We start from the raw sequence: 21664 nt of genomic DNA on the forward strand, positions 1-21664 counted from the left end.
CGACCGTGCAGGGCTCCTGCCGCACCAATTGCTCAAGCAATTGACTGCGGCGCACTTTGCGCTTCCAGCCGCACTGGCCTTTCGGCCCCAGCCCGTAAAGGACAAAGGTGTTCTTTGCGAGATCAATACCAATCGTTGTAAGCTTAGTCATGGTCTCCTCCCACTCATGTCTGATAGGAAATCTCCTTCCCTATCCTGGCGCATCGCGACGCCGATTAGGAGGGGAGGAGACCATCTCATCGACCTACGGTTTAAGAAATAACTGTGAGGTTTGCAGGCGGGATTGGAAGGGCTTTTCCAAAAATGTGCGGAGCCAGGGATGGCGGAGCCCAAGCGCACATGGATGTGCTTGAAGCGTTTTTGGAAAAGCCCTTCCAATCCCGCCCAGCACCAAACAAGCAGGCTACAAACCGAGCTTTAGAGATCCTCCAATGCTGAAAGTGCATCACTAAGCTTGGAAACGGGAATAACCTTCATCCCCTCAATAGCCTTGCGAGGTGCATTGGACTTGGGCACCAGCGCGCGGGTAAAGCCGTGCTTGGCGGCTTCGTAGATGCGCTCCTGTCCGCTGGGCACCGGCCGGATCTCGCCGGAAAGGCCGACCTCGCCAAAAATGACCAGGTCCTGGGGCAGGGCACGGTCGCGGAAGGACGACACAATGGCTGCCAGCAACGCCAGGTCTGCACTGGTTTCATTGACCTTTACGCCTCCCACCACATTCACAAACACGTCCTGGTCAGACACATGCATGCCCCCGTGGCGATGCAACACTGCCAGGAGCATCGCCAGCCGGTTCTGGTCGAGCCCGACTGCCACGCGCCTTGGATAGCCCCCCTGGGCCATATCCACCAATGCCTGGATTTCCACCAGCATTGGTCGCGTGCCTTCCCAGACGACCATTACCACGCTTCCCGGAGCCGCCTCCTCGCCCCGATTCAGGAAGATCGCGCTGGGATTCTTCACCTCCTTCAAACCCTGTTCGAGCATCGCAAATACGCCCAGTTCATTGACCGCACCAAAGCGGTTCTTGATGCCCCGCAGAGTGCGGTAACGGCTGTCACTGGAGCCCTCCAGCAGGATGGAGCAGTCGATCATGTGCTCCAGAACCTTGGGGCCGGCCAGGCTGCCGTCCTTGGTGACGTGGCCCACCAGAAACAGAATGGTGCCGGTCTGTTTGGCAAAGCGGGTCAGGTAGGCCGCGCTTTCGCGGACCTGGGAGACACTGCCTGGAGCGGATTCGGTTTCGGCCACATGCATTACCTGGATGCTGTCCACTACCAGAATGCGGGGTTTTTCGAGTTCCGCGACCTGCATCACCCGCTCGACACTGGTTTCCGACAGCATTTTCAGGTCTTTGGTGGGTAACCCGAGGCGTTTGGCCCGCATGGCTACCTGTTGCAGCGATTCCTCGCCAGTGACATAGAGCGCAGGAACACTGGAGGCCAGGTGGCAGACAGCCTGCAGTAGCAGGGTGCTCTTGCCGGCGCCAGGATGCCCGCCCATGAGAACGGCAGAGCCCTCCACCAGGCCGCCCCCCAGTACCCGGTCAAACTCCTGCATACCCGAGCTGATGCGTGGCTGTTCCGCCAGGCTGACGTCGTCGAGGCTCTTTACTTCCGACAGGCTGCCTGCAAAGCCCTCGAAGCGTGCACCACGGGCACCCCTGGCATTGGCACCACTGACGCCACGAACTTCGCTGACGGTGTTCCAGGCCTGGCAGGCGGTGCACTGGCCCTGCCACTTGGAATAGTCGGCACCGCATTCGGTGCAGACGTAGGCGGTTTTGACTTTTGCCATTAGGCCAACTTCTTGTACTTCATTCGCTGAGGCACCATGGCCGAATCGCCCTTGCGCTTCTTGTGGTCCTCGTCGTATTCGCTGAAGTTACCCTCGAAGTATACTACTTCGCCGTCGTCTTCAAACGCCAGGATGTGGGTGGCTACGCGGTCCATAAACCAGCGGTCGTGGGAGATGACCAGGACGGAGCCGGGAAAGTTGAGCAGGGCTTCTTCCAGGGCGCGCAGGGTTTCCACGTCGAGGTCGTTGGTGGGTTCGTCCAGCAGCAGAACGTTGCCGCCCTCCTTGAGCAGTTTTGCCAGGTGCAGGCGGTTACGCTCACCGCCGGACAGGTCGGCCACACGCTTCTGCTGGTCGGCGCCCTTGAAGTTGAAACGGCCCACGTAGGCCCGTGACGGGGTCTCGTAGTTGCCGATCTTGATGATGTCGTTGCCGTCACTGAGTTCTTCCCAGACGGTGCTGTCGCCGTTCAGGTCCCGCATCTGATCGACATAGGCCAGCTTCACGGTTTCGCCCACAGTGATGGTGCCGGAATCCGGTTCGTCGTAACCGGCAATCATCCGGAACAGGGTGGACTTGCCGGCGCCGTTACCACCGATAATGCCTACAATGGCGCCAGGAGGAACGCTGAATGATACATCTTCGTACAGAAGGTGATCGCCGAAGGACTTGCTGATGCCGTCTACTTCGATCACCTTGTCTCCCAGGCGAGGGCCGGGCGGGATGTAAAGCTCATTGGTTTCGTTGCGCTTCTGGAACTCCTGGGAACTCATTTCCTCGAAGCGGGCCAGGCGGGCCTTGCTCTTGGACTGGCGGCCCTTGGCATTGCTGCGTACCCATTCCAGCTCGTGCTTGATGCTTTTCTGGCGGGAGGCTTCCTGCTTTGCTTCAACCTCCAGACGTTTTTCCTTGTTTTCCAGCCACTGGCTGTAATTGCCCTCGAAAGGGATACCGTGGCCACGATCCAGTTCCAGGATCCAGCCGGCTACGTTGTCCAGAAAGTAGCGGTCGTGGGTAATGGCGACCACGGTGCCGCTGTAGTCGTGCAGAAAACGTTCCAGCCAGGCCACGGATTCTGCATCGAGGTGGTTGGTGGGTTCGTCCAGCAGCAGCATGTCAGGGCTTGAGAGCAGCAGCCGGCAAAGGGCCACACGGCGCCGCTCACCACCGGACAGGTTCTTTACCATCGCGTCCCATGCCGGCAGGCGCAGGGCGTCGGCAGCTACTTCTTTCTTGCGTTCGATATCGTGACCATCGCTGGCCTGGATAAAGGCTTCCAGCTCACCCTGTTTTTTTGCCAGGTTGTCGAAATCGGCATCCGGCTCGGCATAGGCAGCATAGACCTGATCCAGTTCGGCCAGGGCATCGTGGATGCCGGACACCGACTCATCGACAATCTCCTTGACGGTCTTGGCTTCGTCCAGCACGGGCTCCTGCGGCAGGTAGCCCAGATTGATGCCCGGCTGGGGGCGGGCCTCGCCAGTGTAATCCTGATCTATGCCCGCCATAATGCGTAATAAAGTGGACTTGCCCGCGCCATTGAGGCCCAGGACGCCAATCTTGGCGCCCGGGAAGAAGCTCAGGGAGATGTCCTTAAGAATTTCACGCTTGGGCGGAACCACTTTGCTTACGTGGTTCATGGTGTATACGTACTGGGCCATGTCGTCAGAATCCTTCTTGCGAAGCTTGTTTCGGAAATACTGAAGGTGTCTGGCTGAGGCTATCGGGCAGGGCGATGGCCGGTACTCACAGCAGCCGCAACCAATGAATATTGACCGGCTAAGGTATCGAAACCAGGCAGGGATAGCAATTGAGCAAAAACCGGAACCGGCAGCGTGTCGGTATCTGCGGACGGCATAAAGGATGATTTTTCACCCATTTGTAAGATAGAATAGCGGCCCATTTTTTCGGGTAGCTACGCACACAGGGGCAGCGCATCAATGTTTAATCGTGATATGAAAATCGCCGGCTTTGACGACGAGCTCTGGAACGCCATGCAGGCGGAAGAGAAGCGCCAGGAAGCTCATATCGAGCTTATCGCGTCCGAGAACTATACCAGCCCGCGGGTGATGGAAGCCCAGGGGAGTGTACTGACCAACAAGTATGCGGAAGGCTATCCCGGCAAGCGTTATTATGGTGGCTGCGAATTTGTGGACATCGCCGAGAACCTGGCCATCAGCCGCGCTAAAGAGCTGTTCGGTGCCGCTTACGCCAATGTTCAGCCCCACTCCGGTTCCCAGGCCAACTCCGCCGTTTTCATGGCGCTGCTGAAGCCGGGCGATACCGTTCTCGGCATGAGTCTGGCCCACGGTGGCCACCTGACCCACGGTGCCAGTGTGAATTTTTCCGGCAAGATCTATAACGCGGTGCAGTATGGTCTCAACCCGGAAACCGGCCTGATTGATTATGATGAAGTGGAAAGCCTGGCACTTGAACACAAGCCGAAGATGATTATTGCCGGCTTCTCGGCCTATTCCCAGAAGCTGGACTTTGCCCGTTTCCGTGAGATTGCGGATAAGGTCGGTGCGTATCTGTTTGTGGATATGGCACACGTGGCCGGTCTGGTGGCTGCCGGCGTCTATCCGGACCCGGTACCCCATGCCCACGTGCTCGCAACCACCACCCACAAGACACTGCGGGGCCCACGGGGCGGCCTGATTCTGGCCTGCGACGACGCTGATCTGCAGAAGAAGCTGAACTCGGCGGTATTCCCGGGGGGCCAGGGGGGCCCGCTGATGCACGTTATCGCGGCCAAGGCGGTTTGCTTCAGGGAAGCCATGAGCGATGAGTTCAGGGCCTATCAGAAGCAGGTCATCAAGAACGCCAAGGCGATGGCCGAGGTGTTCCTTTCCCGTGGTTTTGACGTGATTTCCGGCGGCACTGAAAACCATCTGTTCCTGGTAAGCCTGATCAAGCAGGACATTACCGGTAAAGATGCCGACGCCGCTCTGGGCCGCGCCCACATCACGGTGAACAAGAATGCGGTGCCCAATGACCCGCGTTCGCCGTTTGTGACCTCGGGTTTGCGTATTGGTACTCCGGCCGTGACTACCCGTGGCTTCGGCGAGTCCGAGTGTCGCGGTCTGGCAGGCTGGATGTGCGATATTCTGGATAATCTGGAAGACGAGACCACCAGTGACCGGGTCCGTGAGCAGGTTGAAGGCCTGTGTTCACGTTTCCCGGTCTATGCCGGTTAATCAGTCTGAACGCACCGCCAGGCGCTCTGCAGCGCAACGCCTGGTGGATTGCAGGAGCTTCTGTGTATGCATTGTCCTTTCTGTGGTGAAGCGGATACCAAGGTAATCGACTCGCGGCTGGTAGCCGAGGGCGATCAGGTGCGACGCCGCAGGGAGTGTCTGTCCTGCCGCGAGCGTTTTACCACTTTTGAATCGGCGGAGCTGGTGATGCCTCGTGTCGTCAAGCAGGACGGCACCCGTCAGCCTTTTGATGAGGACAAGCTGAGGGCCGGTCTGATGAAAGCCCTGGAGAAGCGTCCGGTCAGCATCGAGGAAATCGAGGCTGCGCTCAACCGTATCAGATTCCGCTTGCGAGCCACCGGCGAGCGGGAAGTGAAGTCGATGCAGCTCGGTGAAGAGGTAATGACCGAGTTGCGCCAGCTGGACAAGGTGGCCTACGTACGCTTTGCCTCGGTGTATCGCAGCTTCCAGGATGTGAACGAATTCAAGGAGGAGATTGAGCGGCTTGCCGCAACCTCGGGCGATGACCCTGTGGATGTGGCCAAGGTCCTGGCGGATAATCACTCCTCCAAAGGGCAGGCATGATCGACGCCCAGGACACGGCTTTTATGGCCAGAGCGGTGCAGCTTGCCTGGCGTGGCCGCTATTCCACCCACCCCAACCCCCGTGTGGGTTGTGTTATTGCCCGGGGCAGTGAAATTCTTGGTGAGGGCTGGCACGAGCGAGCCGGTGAGGCGCACGCCGAGATCCGGGCGTTAAGCCAGGCGGGGCCGGATGCCAGAGGGGCAACCGCCTATGTCACACTGGAGCCCTGCAGCCATTTCGGTCGTACGCCACCATGTGCCAAGGCCCTGGTGGAAGCCGGGGTGGCCCACGTGTTTGCAGCGACCAAAGACCCTAATCCGTCGGTATCCGGTCGTGGTCTGCATATGCTCCGGGAGGCAGGGGTTCGGGTCACCGAAGGCCTGCTGGCGGAAGAAGCGGTACGGCTCAACCCCGGTTTCATGAAGCGGATGAATGTTGGCCGGCCCTACGTCAGGCTTAAAATGGCGGCCAGTCTGGATGGCAGGACCGCGATGGCCTCGGGCGAGAGCCAGTGGATTACCGGCGCCGAGGCGCGTCGTGACGTTCAGCGGCTTCGGGCGATCAGCGATGCGGTTCTGACCGGCGTGGGAACGGTGCTGGCGGACAACCCCTCCCTGACAGTGCGTCGCGGAGAACTGGGGGATATCGGCGATGCGACCGAACCGTCACGGCAGCCGTTGCGGGTGATCGCAGACCGCGATGCACGCACGCCTCCGGGCGCCACAATCCTTCAGGGTGGCAACGTTCAGATTTACTGCGCGTCGCCGACCCTGGCAACCGCGCAGGCGCAGGACCTTGCTGCGCTGGGCGTGGGCCTGAACGGCGTGGCCTGGAAGGACAACGGCATTGATGTCCGCGAACTGCTGGATTCCCTCGGCGAGCTTGGCATCAACGAACTGCTGGTGGAAGCTGGCCCCACATTGGCGGGAACCTTTATCAATGAGCGCCTGGTGGACGAGCTCTGGCTTTACCAGGCGCCGGTGTTTCTTGGCAGTACTGGTCGGCCAACGGCCAATCTGCCACTGGAGTCCATGGCGGACAAGGTACAATGGAAAGTGCTGGATCGCCGTCAGCTGGGTGAAGACCAGAGACTGATTCTGGTGCCGGCTTAACGGATATTAAATTCATGGTGGGCCGGTGCCGGTAGAAGGGCGGCCAGACCAAAAGGGTGCGAAAACGGTATGGCACTGAACAGCATTGAAGACATTATCGCAGACATCCGTCAGGGGCGGATGGTCATCCTGATGGACGACGAAGACCGGGAAAATGAAGGCGACCTGGTCATGGCTGCCGAACACTGCACGCCGGAAGCCATCAATTTCATGGCCCGGTTTGGCCGTGGCCTGATCTGTATGCCGATGACCCGCCAACGCTGCGAGCAACTTGGCCTGCCGTTGATGGTGCAGCAGAATGCCTCCGGTTTTGGCACCAAGTTCACGCTTTCCATTGAGGCCAGCGAGGGTGTAACCACCGGCATTTCCGCCGCTGATCGCGCCCGCACCGTTCAGGCGGCAGTTGCCCGCAACGCAACCGCAGCGGACTTGGTCCAGCCCGGGCACATCTTCCCGCTGATGTCGGATCCGGGTGGCGTTCTCAGCCGTGCCGGACATACCGAGGCATCCTGTGATCTGGCAGCTCTGGCCGGTTGTGAGCCTGCCGGTGTGATCTGTGAAATCATGAATGACGACGGTTCCATGGCGCGCCGTGAAGATCTGGAGAAGTTTGCCGAGGTTCATGGACTCAAGATCGGCACCATTGCAGACCTGATCCATTATCGCACGTTGAACGAGCGCACCATCGAGTGTGTGGAACAGTACGATCTGGACACCGAATACGGTGTGTTCAACCTGCGCACTTATCGTGACAACATCCAGGGCTCCACTCACCTGGCGATGGTAATGGGAAATATCTCCCCTGATGAACCGGTACTGGTGCGTGTGCACATCACCGATACCCTGCGTGATCTGCTCGGCGCCCGCCGCGCGGATTCCCGTAGCTGGCCGCTTCACCATGCCCTGGAGAAGGTCGCCGGAGAGGGGCGTGGAGTGGTAGTGCTGCTGAACAGCGCGGAAGACAGTTACAATCTTGAAGACCGTATTCACGAATTTTTTGAGCAGGACAAGAAATCGGCGGGCAAAGGCAGTTCCGGTGTCTATTTTACCGTCGGCACCGGTTCACAGATTCTGCGGGATCTTGGCGTTGGAAAAATGCGGCTGCTGAGCCCTCCCATCAAGTTCTCCGCGATTTCCGGTTTTGAACTGGAAGTAGTGGAATACGTTCCCTACACCCCTGAATGATGAACCCCGGCAGCGCCGTACCGCAAGGGCGGGGCTGCCAACGAAGGAGCCATGCATGGCGGATATCAAAGTAATTGAAGGTGATTTCACCCACTGCAGCGGCAAATACGCGCTGGTTGTGGGGCGTTTCAATAGTTTTGTGGTGGAAAGTCTGGTTGACGGTGCTGTGGATACCCTGCAGCGCCATGGTATTGCCGACACCGACATCACCATTGTGCGCGTGCCCGGGGCCTATGAAATGCCGCTGGCGGTCAAGCGGGTGGCCGAGACAGGCAATCACGATGCAATCATTGCGCTGGGAGCGGTTATCCGTGGTGGCACGCCCCATTTCGAGTATGTCGCCGGTGAAGCATCCAGTGGTCTGGGCGCTGTGAGCCTGGAGACCGATGTGCCGGTAGCGTTCGGTGTATTGACCGTTGACTCCATTGAACAGGCGATCGAGCGTGCCGGCACCAAGGCTGGTAACAAAGGTGCCGAAGCGGCGATCACGGCCCTGGAAATGGTCAGCCTCTTCAGAAAGCTGGGTGAATGATGAATACATCGGAAGACAGCACGGCGCAGCCGGCCCCCTCGGGCAAGCCCAAGGCTGGCGACAGGCGAAGGGCCCGGGCCCTGGCCATGCAGGGCCTGTATCAGCGCCATTTCAGCAAGAGCTCGATCACAGATATTGAGTCCGAATTTATTGTCGATAATGACATGTCGAAGGTGGATACCGCTTACTTCCGCGACCTGCTTCGGGGTGTGCATCGGGAGCAGGCCGAGCTGGACCGCTTGCTGGAGCCTTTTCTGGATCGCCCGATTCACGAAGTGGACGCCATCGAACTGGCCATCGTGCGTCTCGGCGCTTACGAGCTCAAGCACAGGCTGGACGTTCCCTATAAGGTGGTGATCAACGAGGGCATCGAAATGGCCAAGAGATTTGGTGGTACCGAAGGCCACAGATTCGTCAACAGCCTGCTGGACAAACTAAGCCATCGGCTGCGCCTGGCCGAGCGACGCCCACGCTGAGTGATGGGTGAATTCGAGCTGATCCGCCATTATTTCTTCCCCATCGCCGAGGCGGGGCATACCTCCGCGGTTGTGCTCGGCCCCGGGGACGACTGCGCAATTCAACAGATCGAGCCGGGCCGGGATCTGGTTTTCTCGGTAGACGCCCTGGTTGAGGGTGTCCACTTCCCTCCGCATTACGACCCGGAAAAACTGGGCTGGCGATGCCTCGCAGTCGCTGCGAGCGACCTCGCGGCCATGGGTGCGGATCCAGTCTGCTTTACCCTTGCTTTGACACTTCCCGACGCCGATCCGGACTGGCTGCACGGGTTTGCCCGTGGGCTGGCAAGCGCGGCGAAGCATTTCGGTCTGGCGCTCGCCGGCGGTGACACCACCCGTGGACCACTGACGCTGAGCCTGCAGGTGCATGGCACGGTCCCCCGGGGTCAGGCGATTCGGCGCTCCGGTGCACGGGCGGGTGATTATATCTGCGTTTCCGGCACCCTTGGCGGGGCAGGAGCAGCGCTGGATTATCTGGGCAGCGATAACCCCGGCGCCGACGAACAGGCGCTTCTGGTCCGCTATCACTACCCTGAAGCGAGGCTGGACCTGGGCGTGGCCCTGCGAGGATACGCTTCCGCCGCCGTGGATATTTCCGATGGGCTGGTGGCGGATCTGGGGCATATTCTTGCGGCGTCCGGCGTAGCTGCCAGCATTGATGCTACCAGGCTTCCGGTTTCAGCGGCACTGAAACGGCTTGCCGGCGAGGATGCCGTTAATCATGCAATGAACGCCGGTGATGATTACGAATTATGCATTACGATCAGCCCGCAAGCCTGGGAGAGCCTGCCAGAGGATATTCGCGGCCGACTAACCATCATTGGCGAAGTGAAATCCGGAGAAGGCCTTGCCATCACGCACAATGGCCAGTCACAAGCCCTAGCGGCAGGTGGTTATGACCATTTCAGAACCTGAGGCACGAGTAGCGACCACTGTCTGAGCGCCTGGCTGAAGCAGGGAGTAAACCCTGCTCAGTGAAGCTGTGAGTCTTCCGGCAGAAGCCGCACAACGTGCAAGAAACGTCTCAGACCAGTTTCTGCACGTTGTCGCGAAGCAAAGGGGCCACTGTCAAAACCCTCCCTGGTGGTGAAATACCACTTGCTGCCGACACAGAAGAATCGACTGCTTCGAAACGGGGCGCGACCTTCTTCTCCGGACCGACGTTGGGTGTCCATGTTTTCTCCTGAGCCCTTTATCGTTTTTTTCGGACCGGGCGGTGGATGTTTTGTTGGCCGATTGCTTAAAATTAAATCAATTCCTGCCAAATTCAACATTTTTTTACATTTTTTATCGTTCCGGTATGACTTTTTGGGTGTAATGGTGGTGTCATCAGGCTGCTGTAAACCGGAGTCATGTCTTGCTCTTGGTCCCGCCACTCTTCAAAATGCCTTTTTAATGCCAGTGACCATCCACCGAGCGTTACCGATGCACCGCACAAGGATAAAGTATGAGCAACTATGACGTTTCAGCTTTTTTCAGGAAAGCACGCTATCCGGCAATCGCCCTGATCGCGGTGCTGGTTTTTGCCGGCTGCAGCTCCACCATGAGCAATGTCAAAACCTGGGAGGGAGACGCAGACGTCTCGGGGACCGCTGTGCTCAAGGCGCCTGCCGAGATCGACGTGCTGCAGGTTAACGGCCGCAGGCTGACCAATTTCCTGATGGACGATCTGGCGCTGGACTTCGAGTTGCTTCCGGGTGAAAACCAGGTGGTATTCACCTACAAAACCATCTGGGCCAAAAGTGGGGTGGTTCGTAATGGCGAGTCCAAGGTGCATGTCATTGAAACCGCCCCGCAGGCAGTAACCATTGACGCTGAGCCTGGTGAAACCTACCGTTTCAGTTTTGAAGCCCCGGACAGCAGAAGTGAGGCAGAAAGTTTTGCCAGTGATTTTTCCGCCGATATCGTGAACGCATCCGGTGAGGCTGTTGCCAGCGCCAAAGCCTGGGATGGCCGGTCTGCAGAGCGAACCGCAGTTGCCCTGACGCCTGTCGGTTCCCGCAGTGATGACTCTGGCAACGGTGGCAGCGAGGAAGCGGGTACCCTGGAGGAGCTCAAGGCGCTTTGGGGAGAAGCCAGTGAGGAAGAGCGACGCAGCTTTTTACGCTGGGCTTTCGAATAACATCCCGGGGGTGGCTCTGATGCCACCCCTGTCGCTTTCGCCTGCCATTAACTCCGAAAGTTTTTGAACACTCTCTTCAGGGTGCCTTCCATCAGGGCAAACGCTTCGTCCGTCAGGGTCTTATGGCCATCCGGGTGGTAGTCCGGTTCCTCGGTCTCCGGTGTCAGGGATATGGCTGCCAATTCGATAGCCGACAGGCTTTCTTCAAGCAAGCCCGCCAGCGAGTCGCCATCGGCCACCACATCCGGGCATAGCGTGAAATTGATGGTGAGGCTGCCCTGGTAACTGACTGCCACGATAACCAGCCCGAGAGTGTCAAACAGTGGCGCCGAGTTGAACTGTCGGACCAGTCGGGCACCCTGGAGGTATAGTGGAACCTGAGGCCCAGGTACGTTGGTGATCGGCAGATTGAATACCGGCTGGTATCGCTGGGCTATCTGGAGTTCCGAATAAAGCCGCGCCGAGAGTGCCAGCATGGTGGATGGGAACAGTTCCGTCAGCCGGTCTGCCGCAATAGCCTCCCGGTATGGCTCCGATTCCACTGCATTCCAGTGTATTCGGCGAATCCGCTTTGCGGGATTGGTTTCCCGGGTGGCCAGGTCCAGCAGCATCGCCGACATCTGGTTTCCGGTTGCTTTACGCAGGCTGCTGGAACGAACCGAAATGGGTGTCATGGCGACCAGGGAACGATCCGTTTTCACATCATGGTTGGCCAGGTAGCGGCGCAGGGTTTCAGCGCAGAGACCAAGAACCACGTCGTTTAATGTGACATTCCCCAGGGATGCCTTGATCGCCTTGAGCCTCGACAGCTCCAGGCTGGCGGAAACGATCTGGCGATTGGCGGTGATCTGTCGGTTAAACGGGCTATGGGGGGCGGAAAACAGCGGAAAGGGCAGGGGCAGTTTCCGCATCTGCTTCTGGATCAGGCCTCTCGCTGTTGCCTCGGCCGCGTGCACGGCCAGAGATGTCATCTGCAGGGGCTTGCGCAACAGGTTGGCGCCAGCCTGGAGCATAACCCTCTCTTCCGATGGTTCAGGTCGTGGGGTCCATGGCCGGGGAGACTCTATGAGGCGGGCGTTGGGGGCGTACTCCAGTAACTTGCCCATGATCTCCTCACCGCTGAACGCATCAATGGCGGCATGGTGTAGTTTGACGATCAGCGCAAAGCTCCTGCTGTCCGGGTCATTCTCGTCGAGCTGAAAGCCATCGACGAAAGTGATGTGCCAGAGCGGGCGATCTCTTTTCAGTGGCTCTTCCAGAATCCGGGAGGCAAGCCCCATGAGGCTTGCCGTCTGACCATGTTGGCCAAGGTTTACATAAGCAAGATGGCGTTCAATGCTGAAATCCGGATCGTCAATCCAGTAGGGGCGCCCGAGCCTCAGCGGGATTTCCTTGAGCCGCTGGCGGAACTGCGGCACTACATGAAGGCGGCTGCGCAGGTAATCCACAAAGGTGCTGAAGGCCAATGGTTCGTCCCTTTCCCGGGCATCGAAGAGGTACACTCCGCCGATATGCATGGGCGCGGTTTCGGATTCCAGGTAAAGGAATGAGGCATCCAGCTCAGACAGCTGCCGCATGGTTTGAACTCCGTTCACAGGTTCTTTGCATGGGGGCAGTATAAACGAATAGAGAGCAAATCCGTTGGCTGTTTTGCCTGAAGAGTACCCGAACCCGGGCCCCGGGAATCAGTCTGCCAGGGTTCAGGCTTCCAGCCAGGCAGTAATGGCGGGTGATTTGCCCAGATTCTCCCAGAACCACATCAGTGCTTTTCCCTGGTCCTCTGAGTGCCTGGCGAGATGGAGCATGATGGGTTGCCGGGGTTCGTGGACATCCAGTGCAACCAGGGTGCCTTTCGCCAGTTGCTCGCGGACGCGGGTTTCCGGTAACCAGCCAACGGCCAGCCCGGCTTGCTGGATGGCGATTTTCTGATCGATGTTGGCCACGGTAATGCTTCTCTGACGACGGAATATACCGGCATGGCCCGGTGGTAGTGACCGCGATGTATCGGCCGCAACGGCGGCGGGAAAGCGCGCGATGTCCCCTTCGGTCAGCGGTTGGGTTGCGCTCGCCAGAGGATGATCGGGGGCGATGGCATAGACAAACCGCATTTCCCCAAGCGGTATGGTGGTAAATGAGCCTGCCGGTTTGCTGATCTGGTCGGCGCCGACGATAAGGTCCACCCTCCGGCTCTGCAGGGCATCCCAGGAACCGGCAAAGACTTCTTCCACCAGCTGCACCTCCACTGGCACGCCGAGCGCGTAGAACTCTTTCACGGCAGGAAACAGGCATTCGGCAGGCAGCAGGGAATTGAAGCCGATGCGCAACCGGGTTTCCCAGCCCTGAGCCACCTGCCGGGTGGTATGAGCCAGGTTTTCGGCGGCCTCCAGCAGGGTGCGACCTTCTTCCAGCAGGTAGCGTCCGGCCGGGGTGAGGGTGGCGCGGTGACCGGTCCGGTCGAAGATGGCAACGTTGAGGTCTTCCTCGAGTTTCTGGACGGTGTAGCTGATTGCGGATGGCACGCGGAACAGTTCGTTGGCCGCGCCGGCGAAACTGCCTTTGCGATCGATGGCATCGAGGACTTTGAGGGCGTCTATGGTAATGGCTGTGTGCATGTTCGAATTATCTGATTGTGTTGGCCAGAATTGATTGTTTGAGAGGGTAGCAGGGTGGCCGCTATTCTACCTTTAAAATTATTGAGTGGAGATGTTATGGGACTTCTTGTCGACGGCAAATGGCACGATCAGTGGTACGACACATCGAAGACCGGTGGCAAGTTTGAGCGTGAGGCTGCGCGGTTTCGGAACTGGGTGACTGCCGATGGTTCTCCCGGGCCGGACGGCGAGGGTGGCTTTGCCGCGGAGTCGGGGCGGTACCATCTGTATGTGTCCATGGCGTGTCCTTGGGCGCACCGAACGTTGATTTTCCGGGCTCTGAAGGGGCTCGAGAAGCATATCTCAGTGTCGGTGGTGCATCCGGATATGCTGGAGAATGGTTGGGAGTTCCGGCCGGATGCTGCTGCGCATCGGGACGATGTGAATGGTAAGCGCTTCCTGTACGAGGTGTATCTTAAGGCCGCACCGGATTATTCCGGGCGGGTGACGGTACCCACGCTGTGGGACAAGCAGCGACAGACGATTGTCAGCAATGAGTCCGCCGAGATTATCCGGATGCTCAACTCGGCGTTTGATGGGCTTGAAGGTGTTCGGGATGATCTGGATTTTTATCCGCAAGAGTTGCACGACGAGATTGATGAGGTGAATGAGCGGGTTTACCACACGGTCAATAACGGCGTTTACAAGGCGGGATTTGCCACTGCGCAGGACAAGTATGAAGAGGCCTACGGGGCACTGTTCGATTCGCTCGATTGGCTGGAGTCGCGGCTGTCAGGGCAGCGCTATCTGGCGGGCAATCGGTTGACGGAGGCGGATTGGCGCCTTTTTACTACGCTGATCAGGTTTGATGCAGTGTATTACAGTCACTTCAAGTGCAACCGTCAGAGGATTTCGGACTTCCCGGCACTTTCAGGCTATGTGCGGGACCTCTACCAGGTGCAGGGCGTCGCGGAAACCGTGGATATCGGGCAGATCAAGCGGCATTACTATGTGAGCCAGCGGACGGTCAATCCGACACAGATTGTGCCGGTGGGGCCGGCGCTCGATTTTGAGGCGCCTCATGGCAGGGAAGCTCTGGGCTGAGTCGCTCGTGGATGGGATTGGCTCTGTCGGATTACGGCTTCGCCGAATCCGACCTACAATGACTAATCCGACCTACGGTTTGCACGGAACTCTGATAGCTCCCGCGTAGGTCGGATTAGCGAAGCGTAATCCGACAATCAAGAAGCACCCACCTAACTAACGCGTGCAACCGCAATCTCAGTCAGCATTGCCAGCGCTTCTTTATGATCTGACTCGGGGAGGGTTTTCAGGCATGCAGCAGCCAGCGTGGCGTGTTCCCTGGCTTTCGCCATGGTGTACTCCAGCGCTCCGGAGCGATTGACGATTTGCAGAATGCGGGGGAGGTCATCCAGTCCCCCCTTGCGGATGGCCTGACGGATCAGTTGTTTTTCGTCATCACTGCCTTCAGCCATGGCGTAGATGAGTGGCAGCGTGGTTTTGCCCTCGGCCAGGTCGTCGCCCACGTTCTTGCCCATGGCTTCGGCATCGCCGCGGTAGTCCAGAACGTCATCGACCAGCTGAAAGGCCAGGCCCAGATGTTTGCCATAGTCTCTGAGGGTTTGCTCCCGGGCTTCATCTGCGCCGGCCAGCAGTGCACCGGTGTGGGAGGCAGCTTCGAACAGCATGGCAGTCTTGTTGTGGATGACTTCCATGTACTTGTCTTCGCTGACGTCCGGGTTCTTCACATTCATTAATTGCAGTACTTCACCTTCGGCGATGACGGCGGTGGCGTGGGAGAGTACGTTCATGATGCGGAGGTCCTGGAGTTCCACCATCATCTCGAACGCCCGGGCGTAGAGGAAATCACCTACCAGTACACTGGGAGCGTTGCCCCAGCGGGCATTGGCCGTGCTGCGGCCCCGGCGCATATCGGAGGTGTCCACCACATCGTCGTGCAGGAGCGTGGCGGTATGCAGGAACTCGATCACCGCCGCGAGTTTCAGGTGGTCATCCCTGTCATAGCCCAGGGCGCGACTTGAGAGTAAAACCAGGAGCGGCCTCAGGCGCTTACCACCGCTTTCAATAATGTACTGGGCGATTTTTTCCACCAGAGGAACGTCTGATGAGAGCCGCTTGATGATCAGATCGTTGACGCGGCTGAAGTCGTCCGCGACGGTGTCGTAAATGGGCTGGGCTGTCATGCGGCTGGTCCGGTCCCTTGTCAGGTGTTTTTCGTGGTAAAATAGGCAGGTGCCGCAATGCTAGGTATTGCAGTGATCAGTGTCAACTTGGCTTGTAAAGCGGCAGCGCTTTTCGTACAATCACGCGCCCAACTCATCCCAACCTGCGCTCCCTGCTATAGGGTTGCCGAAGCGCTTCCCTTAGAACCAGGTGGATAAGAGCAGGGATGGGTCAATCGCGGAGAACGTTAATGTACGCAGTTATTGTTAGCGGTGGTAAGCAGCACCGGGTAAAAGAAGGCGAAACTCTGAAGCTGGAAAAGCTGGAAGTGGAAACCGGCGGTAACGTCGAGTTTGACCGCGTTCTGCTGATCGCCGATGGTGACAAGGTTCAGGTTGGTGCGCCGGTTGTTGATGGTGCCAAAGTGACAGCGGAAGTGATTAATCACGGCCGTCACGACAAGATCCAGATCATCAAGTTCCGTCGTCGGAAGCATTCCATGAAGCGTCAGGGCCACCGTCAGTGGTTTACTGAAGTCAAGATCACGGGTATCCAGGGCTAAGCCCCCGGAGTAACCCCTTAGATAAGGAGGCTTGTAATGGCTCATAAAAAGGCAGCAGGTAGTACCCGTAACGGTCGCGATTCCGAGTCGAAACGACTTGGTGTCAAGCGCTTCGGCGGCGAGAGTGTATCTGCAGGCAGCATTATTGTTCGTCAGCGCGGCACCCGTTTTCACCCGGGTAACAACGTTGGCCTCGGCAAGGACCACACCCTGTTTGCAACTGCAAACGGACAGGTAGTCTTCGAGGTGAAGGGTCCGGAGAACCGTAAGTTCGTGAGCATCGTTCCGGCTGCGTAAGCAGCGGCGATCTCGGGTTCTGTCGAACCTGGGGCGGCCCTGATATGATTTGATATCAGAGTCCCCTGGAGCCCCGCATAGCTTCCATGAGGCTGCGGGGCTTTTTAGTTTATGCGCATTGCGCAAAGGGTTGATTGATGAAGTTCGTAGACGAAGCCACCATTATTGTTGAGGCGGGCAAGGGCGGCCACGGTTGCCTGAGTTTTCGCCGTGAAAAATACGTGCCCAGAGGCGGCCCCGATGGTGGTGACGGCGGTGACGGCGGTTCTGTGTATCTGCAGGCCGACAGCGCTCTCAATACGCTGGTCGACTACCGCTTCCAGCGCAAGCACAAGGCCCAGAATGGCGAGCCAGGCTCGGGCCGGAACTGCACCGGCAACAAGGGTGAAGACCTGGTGCTGCCGGTACCGGTGGGCACCACGGTTGTGGATATGGATACCCATGAGGTATTGGGAGACCTGACCCGTCCGGGCGAGCAGCTGAAAGTTGCGCAAGCGGGTTTTCACGGCCTGGGCAATACCCGTTTCAAGTCCTCGGTGAACCGCGCTCCACGCCAGACCACCAAGGGTTCCGAAGGCGAGCTTCGCAATCTGCGGCTGGAGCTGAAAGTGCTGGCAGATGTCGGGTTGCTGGGCATGCCCAACGCCGGCAAGTCTACTTTTATCCGCTCGGTATCGGCAGCCAGGCCAAAGGTGGCGGACTACCCGTTCACCACCCTGGTGCCGAATCTCGGGGTGGTCAGCGTACAGGCGCACCAGAGCTTCGTGATTGCCGATATCCCAGGCCTGATCGAAGGCGCGGCGGAAGGTGCCGGCCTGGGTATCCGCTTCCTGAAGCACCTGGTCCGTACCCGCCTGCTGCTGCACCTGGTCGACGTGGCGCCCTATGACGGCTCCTCGCCAGTCGAAAGCGTTCGCGCCATCGAGCACGAGCTGGAAAAGTTCAGTGAAACCCTGGCCGGCAGAGAGCGTTGGCTGGTGCTGAACAAGGTGGATATGGTCGCGGAAGAAGACCGCGACGCCCACTGCCAGGCCATCATCGACGAACTTGGCTGGAAAGGCCCGGTGTTCAGCATCTCCGCTCTCAGCGGCGAGGGTACCAGGCCACTGACGCAGGCCGTCATGCGCTGGATTGAAGACCAGGCCCGGGAAGAAGCGGAAAATCCCGAATTCGCCGAACGCGAAGCCGCCCGTCGCCGCCAGATGGACGAAGAGGCACGGGCGAGAATCGAAGCGGAGCGCCAGATACGCCGCGAAGCCCGGCAGGACAGCGACGATGACGACGATTTCGATGACGATGATTACGACGTCGAGGTAGTTTACGCTCCTGAATAGTGGGGTAGCGCCGGCGGACAGGGCGCTGGGGGACACGCTGTGAATACATCCATGTACGCTCGACAAAAACATCCCTGTTTTTGACGGTCCCCCAACGCCCTGTCCGCCGGCTTATCCATGGACTGAGTTAGCATGAGCAAAAGAATACAGCTGCGCCAGGCTCGCCGCCTGGTCGTAAAAATAGGAAGCGCACTACTCACCAATGATGGCAGGGGGCTGGACGTGGCCGCCCTTGGGTTATGGGTGGACCAGATCGCCGAATTGGTCAGTGATGGTGTTGAAGTGGTTATTGTGTCCTCAGGCTCCGTGGCCGAGGGCATGAGCCGCCTGGGCTGGACTGTTCGTCCTGAGCAGTTGCATGAGCTGCAGGCGGCAGCGGCTGTCGGTCAGATGGGCCTGGTTCAGACCTGGGAAGCCCAGTTCAAGCGCCATCATATCCATACCGCACAGATTCTGCTTACTCACGACGACCTGTCCGACCGCAAGCGCTACCTCAATGCCCGCAGTACCCTGCGGGCACTGCTCGATTTTGGCGTAGTCCCCATCGTTAACGAAAACGACACCGTGGTCACCGACGAAATCCGGTTCGGCGACAACGATACCCTGGGCGCTCTGGTTGCAAACCTGATCGAAGCCGAGGGGCTGATCATCCTCACCGACCAGCTTGGACTGTTCGACAAGGATCCGCGCAAAAACCCCGACGCCCAAATGGTCGACGAACGCCGAGCCAGCGACTCCGGACTCGACGCCATGGCCGGCGGCGGAGCCGGTGCCCTCGGCCGCGGCGGCATGCAGACAAAAGTCCGCGCCGCGCGCCTGGCTGCCCGCTCCGGGGCCTTCACCGTCATTGTTGGCGGTCGCATCGAAAAAGCCATCGCGCGCCTGCGCGATGGCGACAGCATCGGCACCCTCCTGCTCCCCGAACAGGGCCGAATCGCCGCCCGCAAACAATGGCTTGCCAGCCATCTCCAGACCCGCGGCAAGCTCACTCTCGACCAGGGCGCCGTCAACGTTCTTTGCCGAGGCGGCCGCAGCCTGTTACCGGTTGGTGTGAAAAGCGTCGCCGGCCAGTTCCGCCGCGGCGAAATGGTCTCCTGCGTCGACGAAGCCGGCAAAGAAATCGCCCGCGGCCTGATCAACTACGACGCCGACGAAGCCAGAGCCATCGCCGGTCGCTCCAGCGATCGCATCACAGAAGTGCTGGGCTATATCTCCGACGAAGAAATGATCCACCGCGACAACATGGTGATCGTCTAGCGTTTTCCCGAGGGAAGGGAGGCGGGGCCGACAGGGTTCTCCGAAAACCGTGCATTGCCAGGGATGGCAATGCCGAGCCCCCATGGATGGGTTCACGGCGTGTTTTCGGAGAACCCTGTCGTCCCCGCCTGTGCTGCCAAGTAAGCAGGTAACCCAGCAATCAGGCACAAAAAAACCGACCAGACGGCCGGTTTTTCATTCAGGTTACGAAAAAGCGATTTACGCGCTCTTCAGAGCCTTGATGCGGGCACTCAAACGGCTCTTCTGGCGAGCAATCTTGTTCTTGGCGAACACGCCCTTGTTAACCATGCTGTCCATGATCGGCTGGGCCTTCAGGAAAGCGGCTTGCGCTTCTTCCGGCTTGTTAGCTTCAATGTTGGCCTGGACCTTCTTGATGTAAGTGCGCGCCATGGAACGCAGGCTGGCGTTATGCTTGCGGTTTGTCTCGTTCTGACGTGCGCGCTTCTTGGCTTGCGGGGAATTTGCCACCGTATAACTCCTGAGATCTGTGAAATCCGAAATTCGTGTGAAACGATTCGTAAAAATCGCGGGCGCGCCAAAACCAGCGCGTCGAAATAAATGACGCGGAACTATGCCGCCAACGCCCCGAAATGTCAAGACGCAGCGCTATTTCATCCCGGTATTCACAGGGGCTGTGGTAAACTCGCCGCTCGTTACCGGAGCGCCCCCGAAGATCTTAAGTAAATACCGAAACCAGGGCCATTGCGCGCCGGGAAACTCCAAAATCTACCACACCATTGTCCAGGCCACGAATGTCATCCGAACCTGAGCGGACAGAAAAACTACAGAAGGCATTGCCCGGGCCGCCGGGACTGCTGAGGTCCTCCGGCGTTGTGGGCGTAATGACCATGCTGTCACGGGTCCTTGGCCTGGTGCGGGACATGGTAATTGCCCGCTATTTCGGTGCCGGCGCCAGCGCCGATGCCTTCTTCGTGGCCTTCAAGATCCCCAACTTTCTGCGCCGTCTGTTCGCCGAGGGCGCATTTTCCCAGGCCTTCGTGCCGGTGCTTTCCTCTTATCGGGAGCAGGAGTCGGTCACCGAAGTCCGGCGCCTGGTCAATGCGGTTGCCGGCTCCCTGGGCCTGGTGCTGCTTGGGGTGACCGTCGTTGCCATGGTGGGCGCACCGCTGTTGACCGCGGTTTTCGCGCCGGGTTTTCTGGATAACGACCTCAAATTCGGCCTTGCCAGTGACATGCTGCGCATCACCTTCCCTTACCTGCTGCTGATCTCGCTGACGGCCTTTGCCGGCGGCATCCTTAACAGCTACGACCGTTTCGCCATACCCGCTTTCACACCGGTACTGCTGAACCTGGCAATGATCGGTGCCGCCATTTTCCTGTCACCGCTGATGGAAACCCCCATCATTGCCCTTGCCTGGGGTGTGTTCATTGCCGGTGCGTTGCAGTTGTTCTTCCAGATTCCCTTCCTGATGCAGTTGGGGCTGATGCCGCGGCCAAAGGTGGACTACAAACACGAAGGGGTCAGCCGCATACTGAAGCTGATGGTTCCTGCATTGTTCGGCGTTTCCGTGAGCCAGATCAACCTGTTGCTGGACACAGTGCTTGCTTCGTTCCTGCAGACCGGCAGCGTTTCCTGGCTGTATTACTCGGACAGGCTCGCTGAACTGCCGCTGGGCGTGTTCGGTATAGCCATTGCCACTGTGATTCTGCCCAGCCTGTCCCGCAAACACGCCGCCGCATCGGCGGACCAGTTCTCGGCAACGCTGGACTGGGCGGTGCGGGCCGTTCTGTTGATTGGTCTGCCGGCTGCGCTGGCGTTGGCCCTGCTGGCGGAACCGTTGATCGCAACCCTGTTCCATTATGGGGAAGTCACGGACCGGGATGTGACCATGGCGGCCCAGAGCCTGCGTGCCTATTCCGCAGGGCTGCTCGCCTTCATGTTGATCAAGGTGCTGGCACCTGGCTATTTCGCCCGTGAAGACACCAAAACCCCGGTCAAGATCGGCATTATCGCGATGGTGGCCAATATGGTGTTCAACCTGGCACTGATCTTTCCTCTTGCGCATGCAGGGCTGGCGCTGGCAACGTCGCTGTCGGCCTGGCTGAATACCGGCCTGTTGTGGCGCGGATTGATAAAGGAAGGCGCCTGGAAGTGGCAGCCGGGCTGGCCCCGTTTCCTGGTACAGATCAGCCTTGCCAACGCGGCGCTGGCGGGAGCAATCCTCTGGCTGCAGCCGCCGGTTGACCGTTGGCTGGGTGCGGGTGGCCTCCAGCGTGCCACGGATATGGGTATTCTCGTAGTCTCCGGCGTTGCTGTGTATTTTATCGTGTTGGCACTGGCCGGGGTTCGGGTAAGACATTTCCGCCACAGGTAGGTTATAATCGCGCGTT

The 21664-nt window shown here is 58.9% G+C and carries 21 protein-coding genes; 14 read left to right on the forward strand and 7 right to left on the reverse strand.

Going from position 1 to position 21664, the window contains the following annotated elements; all coding sequences use genetic code 11:
- Positions 1-417: 417 nt before the first annotated feature.
- Both radA and ettA read right to left on the reverse strand, forming a co-directional pair.
- Positions 418-1797, reverse strand: coding sequence for a DNA repair protein RadA (gene radA / locus DIT72_RS18015; RefSeq protein WP_135956627.1), 1380 nt, complete (start codon positions 1795-1797; stop codon positions 418-420).
- Positions 1797-3458, reverse strand: a complete 1662-nt coding sequence (ettA, locus tag DIT72_RS18020) for an energy-dependent translational throttle protein EttA (protein ID WP_135956628.1) — start codon at positions 3456-3458, stop codon at positions 1797-1799. The genes radA and ettA overlap by 1 nt, the downstream gene beginning before the upstream one ends.
- Positions 3459-3737: 279 nt before the next feature.
- Here ettA and glyA point away from each other — a divergent pair, with 279 nt between their 5' ends.
- The 7 genes from glyA (at position 3738) to thiL (ending at position 9838) form a co-directional block, all read left to right on the forward strand.
- Positions 3738-4994, forward strand: a complete 1257-nt coding sequence (gene glyA, locus DIT72_RS18025; RefSeq protein ID WP_135956629.1) for a serine hydroxymethyltransferase — start codon at positions 3738-3740, stop codon at positions 4992-4994.
- A gap of 66 nt (positions 4995-5060) precedes the next feature.
- Positions 5061-5579, forward strand: coding sequence for a transcriptional regulator NrdR (nrdR, locus tag DIT72_RS18030; protein ID WP_135956630.1), 519 nt, complete (start codon positions 5061-5063; stop codon positions 5577-5579).
- Positions 5576-6691 (forward strand): bifunctional diaminohydroxyphosphoribosylaminopyrimidine deaminase/5-amino-6-(5-phosphoribosylamino)uracil reductase RibD, encoded by a 1116-nt coding sequence (gene ribD, locus DIT72_RS18035; RefSeq protein WP_135956631.1) that lies wholly within the window; start codon positions 5576-5578, stop codon positions 6689-6691. The genes nrdR and ribD overlap by 4 nt, the downstream gene beginning before the upstream one ends.
- Positions 6692-6760: 69 nt before the next feature.
- A complete protein-coding gene (ribBA, locus tag DIT72_RS18040) occupies positions 6761-7876 on the forward strand; it encodes a bifunctional 3,4-dihydroxy-2-butanone-4-phosphate synthase/GTP cyclohydrolase II (protein ID WP_135956632.1) in 1116 nt (371 codons plus the stop codon).
- 55 nt (positions 7877-7931) lie between these two features.
- On the forward strand, positions 7932-8408 hold the full coding sequence (gene ribH, locus DIT72_RS18045; protein WP_135956633.1) for a 6,7-dimethyl-8-ribityllumazine synthase: 477 nt from the start codon (positions 7932-7934) through the stop codon (positions 8406-8408).
- The gene (nusB, locus tag DIT72_RS18050; RefSeq protein ID WP_407658012.1) at positions 8405-8884 is read left to right on the forward strand and encodes a transcription antitermination factor NusB; all 480 of its coding nucleotides are present in this window, start codon (positions 8405-8407) and stop codon (positions 8882-8884) included. Before ribH ends, nusB begins: the two co-directional genes overlap by 4 nt.
- A 3-nt stretch (positions 8885-8887) precedes the next feature.
- The gene (gene thiL, locus DIT72_RS18055; protein WP_135956634.1) at positions 8888-9838 is read left to right on the forward strand and encodes a thiamine-phosphate kinase; all 951 of its coding nucleotides are present in this window, start codon (positions 8888-8890) and stop codon (positions 9836-9838) included.
- A gap of 56 nt (positions 9839-9894) precedes the next feature.
- Here the strand turns inward: thiL and DIT72_RS18465 are convergent, their stop codons facing one another.
- Positions 9895-10197, reverse strand: coding sequence for a DUF6316 family protein (locus DIT72_RS18465; RefSeq protein WP_323053160.1), 303 nt, complete (start codon positions 10195-10197; stop codon positions 9895-9897).
- 173 nt (positions 10198-10370) lie between these two features.
- On the opposite strand from DIT72_RS18465, the gene DIT72_RS18065 reads away from it, so the two are divergent.
- Entirely contained in the window at positions 10371-11045 is a 675-nt protein-coding gene (locus DIT72_RS18065) for a DUF2057 family protein (RefSeq protein ID WP_135956636.1), read from the forward strand.
- 47 nt (positions 11046-11092) lie between these two features.
- Here DIT72_RS18065 and DIT72_RS18070 read toward each other — a convergent pair whose 3' ends face one another.
- Together DIT72_RS18070 and DIT72_RS18075 are read right to left on the reverse strand one after the other, a co-directional pair.
- Entirely contained in the window at positions 11093-12622 is a 1530-nt protein-coding gene (locus tag DIT72_RS18070) for a WS/DGAT/MGAT family O-acyltransferase (RefSeq protein ID WP_135956637.1), read from the reverse strand.
- A gap of 123 nt (positions 12623-12745) precedes the next feature.
- Positions 12746-13657, reverse strand: coding sequence for a LysR substrate-binding domain-containing protein (locus DIT72_RS18075; RefSeq protein WP_135956638.1), 912 nt, complete (start codon positions 13655-13657; stop codon positions 12746-12748).
- Positions 13658-13753: 96 nt separating this feature from the next.
- Between DIT72_RS18075 and DIT72_RS18080 the strand changes: the two genes are divergently transcribed.
- A complete protein-coding gene (locus tag DIT72_RS18080; RefSeq protein WP_135956639.1) occupies positions 13754-14740 on the forward strand; it encodes a glutathione S-transferase family protein in 987 nt (328 codons plus the stop codon).
- 152 nt (positions 14741-14892) lie between these two features.
- On the opposite strand, the gene ispB is transcribed toward DIT72_RS18080, so the two are convergent.
- The gene (gene ispB / locus DIT72_RS18085) at positions 14893-15861 is read right to left on the reverse strand and encodes an octaprenyl diphosphate synthase (RefSeq protein WP_135956640.1); all 969 of its coding nucleotides are present in this window, start codon (positions 15859-15861) and stop codon (positions 14893-14895) included.
- Positions 15862-16091: 230 nt separating this feature from the next.
- Between ispB and rplU the strand changes: the two genes are divergently transcribed.
- The 4 genes from rplU (at position 16092) to proB (ending at position 19291) form a co-directional block, all read left to right on the forward strand.
- A complete protein-coding gene (rplU, locus tag DIT72_RS18090) occupies positions 16092-16403 on the forward strand; it encodes a 50S ribosomal protein L21 (protein ID WP_135956641.1) in 312 nt (103 codons plus the stop codon).
- A 36-nt stretch (positions 16404-16439) separates the two neighbouring features.
- Positions 16440-16700 carry a 50S ribosomal protein L27 gene (gene rpmA, locus DIT72_RS18095; RefSeq protein ID WP_135956642.1) on the forward strand — a complete coding sequence of 87 codons (261 nt, stop codon included), beginning with the start codon at positions 16440-16442 and terminating at the stop codon, positions 16698-16700.
- A gap of 137 nt (positions 16701-16837) precedes the next feature.
- On the forward strand, positions 16838-18034 hold the full coding sequence (gene cgtA / locus DIT72_RS18100; protein ID WP_135956643.1) for an Obg family GTPase CgtA: 1197 nt from the start codon (positions 16838-16840) through the stop codon (positions 18032-18034).
- 132 nt (positions 18035-18166) lie between these two features.
- Entirely contained in the window at positions 18167-19291 is a 1125-nt protein-coding gene (gene proB, locus DIT72_RS18105) for a glutamate 5-kinase (protein ID WP_135956644.1), read from the forward strand.
- A 219-nt stretch (positions 19292-19510) separates the two neighbouring features.
- On the opposite strand, the gene rpsT is transcribed toward proB, so the two are convergent.
- Positions 19511-19780 (reverse strand): 30S ribosomal protein S20, encoded by a 270-nt coding sequence (gene rpsT, locus DIT72_RS18110; protein ID WP_114614202.1) that lies wholly within the window; start codon positions 19778-19780, stop codon positions 19511-19513.
- Positions 19781-20064: 284 nt separating this feature from the next.
- On the opposite strand from rpsT, the gene murJ reads away from it, so the two are divergent.
- Entirely contained in the window at positions 20065-21648 is a 1584-nt protein-coding gene (murJ, locus tag DIT72_RS18115) for a murein biosynthesis integral membrane protein MurJ (RefSeq protein ID WP_135956645.1), read from the forward strand.
- Positions 21649-21664: the final 16 nt, after the last annotated feature.

This window comes from Marinobacter orientalis, from assembly GCF_004792665.1.
GTDB lineage: Bacteria > Pseudomonadota > Gammaproteobacteria > Pseudomonadales > Oleiphilaceae > Marinobacter > Marinobacter orientalis.

Coding starts and splice junctions, on each gene's coding strand:
- radA (WP_135956627.1), bottom strand. CDS start 1,797: ATGGCAAAAGTCAAAACCGCCTACGTCTGCACCGAATGCGGTGCCGAC.
- ettA (WP_135956628.1), bottom strand. CDS start 3,458: ATGGCCCAGTACGTATACACCATGAACCACGTAAGCAAAGTGGTTCCG.
- glyA (WP_135956629.1), top strand. CDS start 3,738: ATGTTTAATCGTGATATGAAAATCGCCGGCTTTGACGACGAGCTCTGG.
- nrdR (WP_135956630.1), top strand. CDS start 5,061: ATGCATTGTCCTTTCTGTGGTGAAGCGGATACCAAGGTAATCGACTCG.
- ribD (WP_135956631.1), top strand. CDS start 5,576: ATGATCGACGCCCAGGACACGGCTTTTATGGCCAGAGCGGTGCAGCTT.
- ribBA (WP_135956632.1), top strand. CDS start 6,761: ATGGCACTGAACAGCATTGAAGACATTATCGCAGACATCCGTCAGGGG.
- ribH (WP_135956633.1), top strand. CDS start 7,932: ATGGCGGATATCAAAGTAATTGAAGGTGATTTCACCCACTGCAGCGGC.
- nusB (WP_407658012.1), top strand. CDS start 8,405: ATGATGAATACATCGGAAGACAGCACGGCGCAGCCGGCCCCCTCGGGC.
- thiL (WP_135956634.1), top strand. CDS start 8,888: ATGGGTGAATTCGAGCTGATCCGCCATTATTTCTTCCCCATCGCCGAG.
- DIT72_RS18465 (WP_323053160.1), bottom strand. CDS start 10,197: ATGTTGAATTTGGCAGGAATTGATTTAATTTTAAGCAATCGGCCAACA.
- DIT72_RS18065 (WP_135956636.1), top strand. CDS start 10,371: ATGAGCAACTATGACGTTTCAGCTTTTTTCAGGAAAGCACGCTATCCG.
- DIT72_RS18070 (WP_135956637.1), bottom strand. CDS start 12,622: ATGCGGCAGCTGTCTGAGCTGGATGCCTCATTCCTTTACCTGGAATCC.
- DIT72_RS18075 (WP_135956638.1), bottom strand. CDS start 13,657: ATGCACACAGCCATTACCATAGACGCCCTCAAAGTCCTCGATGCCATC.
- DIT72_RS18080 (WP_135956639.1), top strand. CDS start 13,754: ATGGGACTTCTTGTCGACGGCAAATGGCACGATCAGTGGTACGACACA.
- ispB (WP_135956640.1), bottom strand. CDS start 15,861: ATGACAGCCCAGCCCATTTACGACACCGTCGCGGACGACTTCAGCCGC.
- rplU (WP_135956641.1), top strand. CDS start 16,092: ATGTACGCAGTTATTGTTAGCGGTGGTAAGCAGCACCGGGTAAAAGAA.
- rpmA (WP_135956642.1), top strand. CDS start 16,440: ATGGCTCATAAAAAGGCAGCAGGTAGTACCCGTAACGGTCGCGATTCC.
- cgtA (WP_135956643.1), top strand. CDS start 16,838: ATGAAGTTCGTAGACGAAGCCACCATTATTGTTGAGGCGGGCAAGGGC.
- proB (WP_135956644.1), top strand. CDS start 18,167: ATGAGCAAAAGAATACAGCTGCGCCAGGCTCGCCGCCTGGTCGTAAAA.
- murJ (WP_135956645.1), top strand. CDS start 20,065: ATGTCATCCGAACCTGAGCGGACAGAAAAACTACAGAAGGCATTGCCC.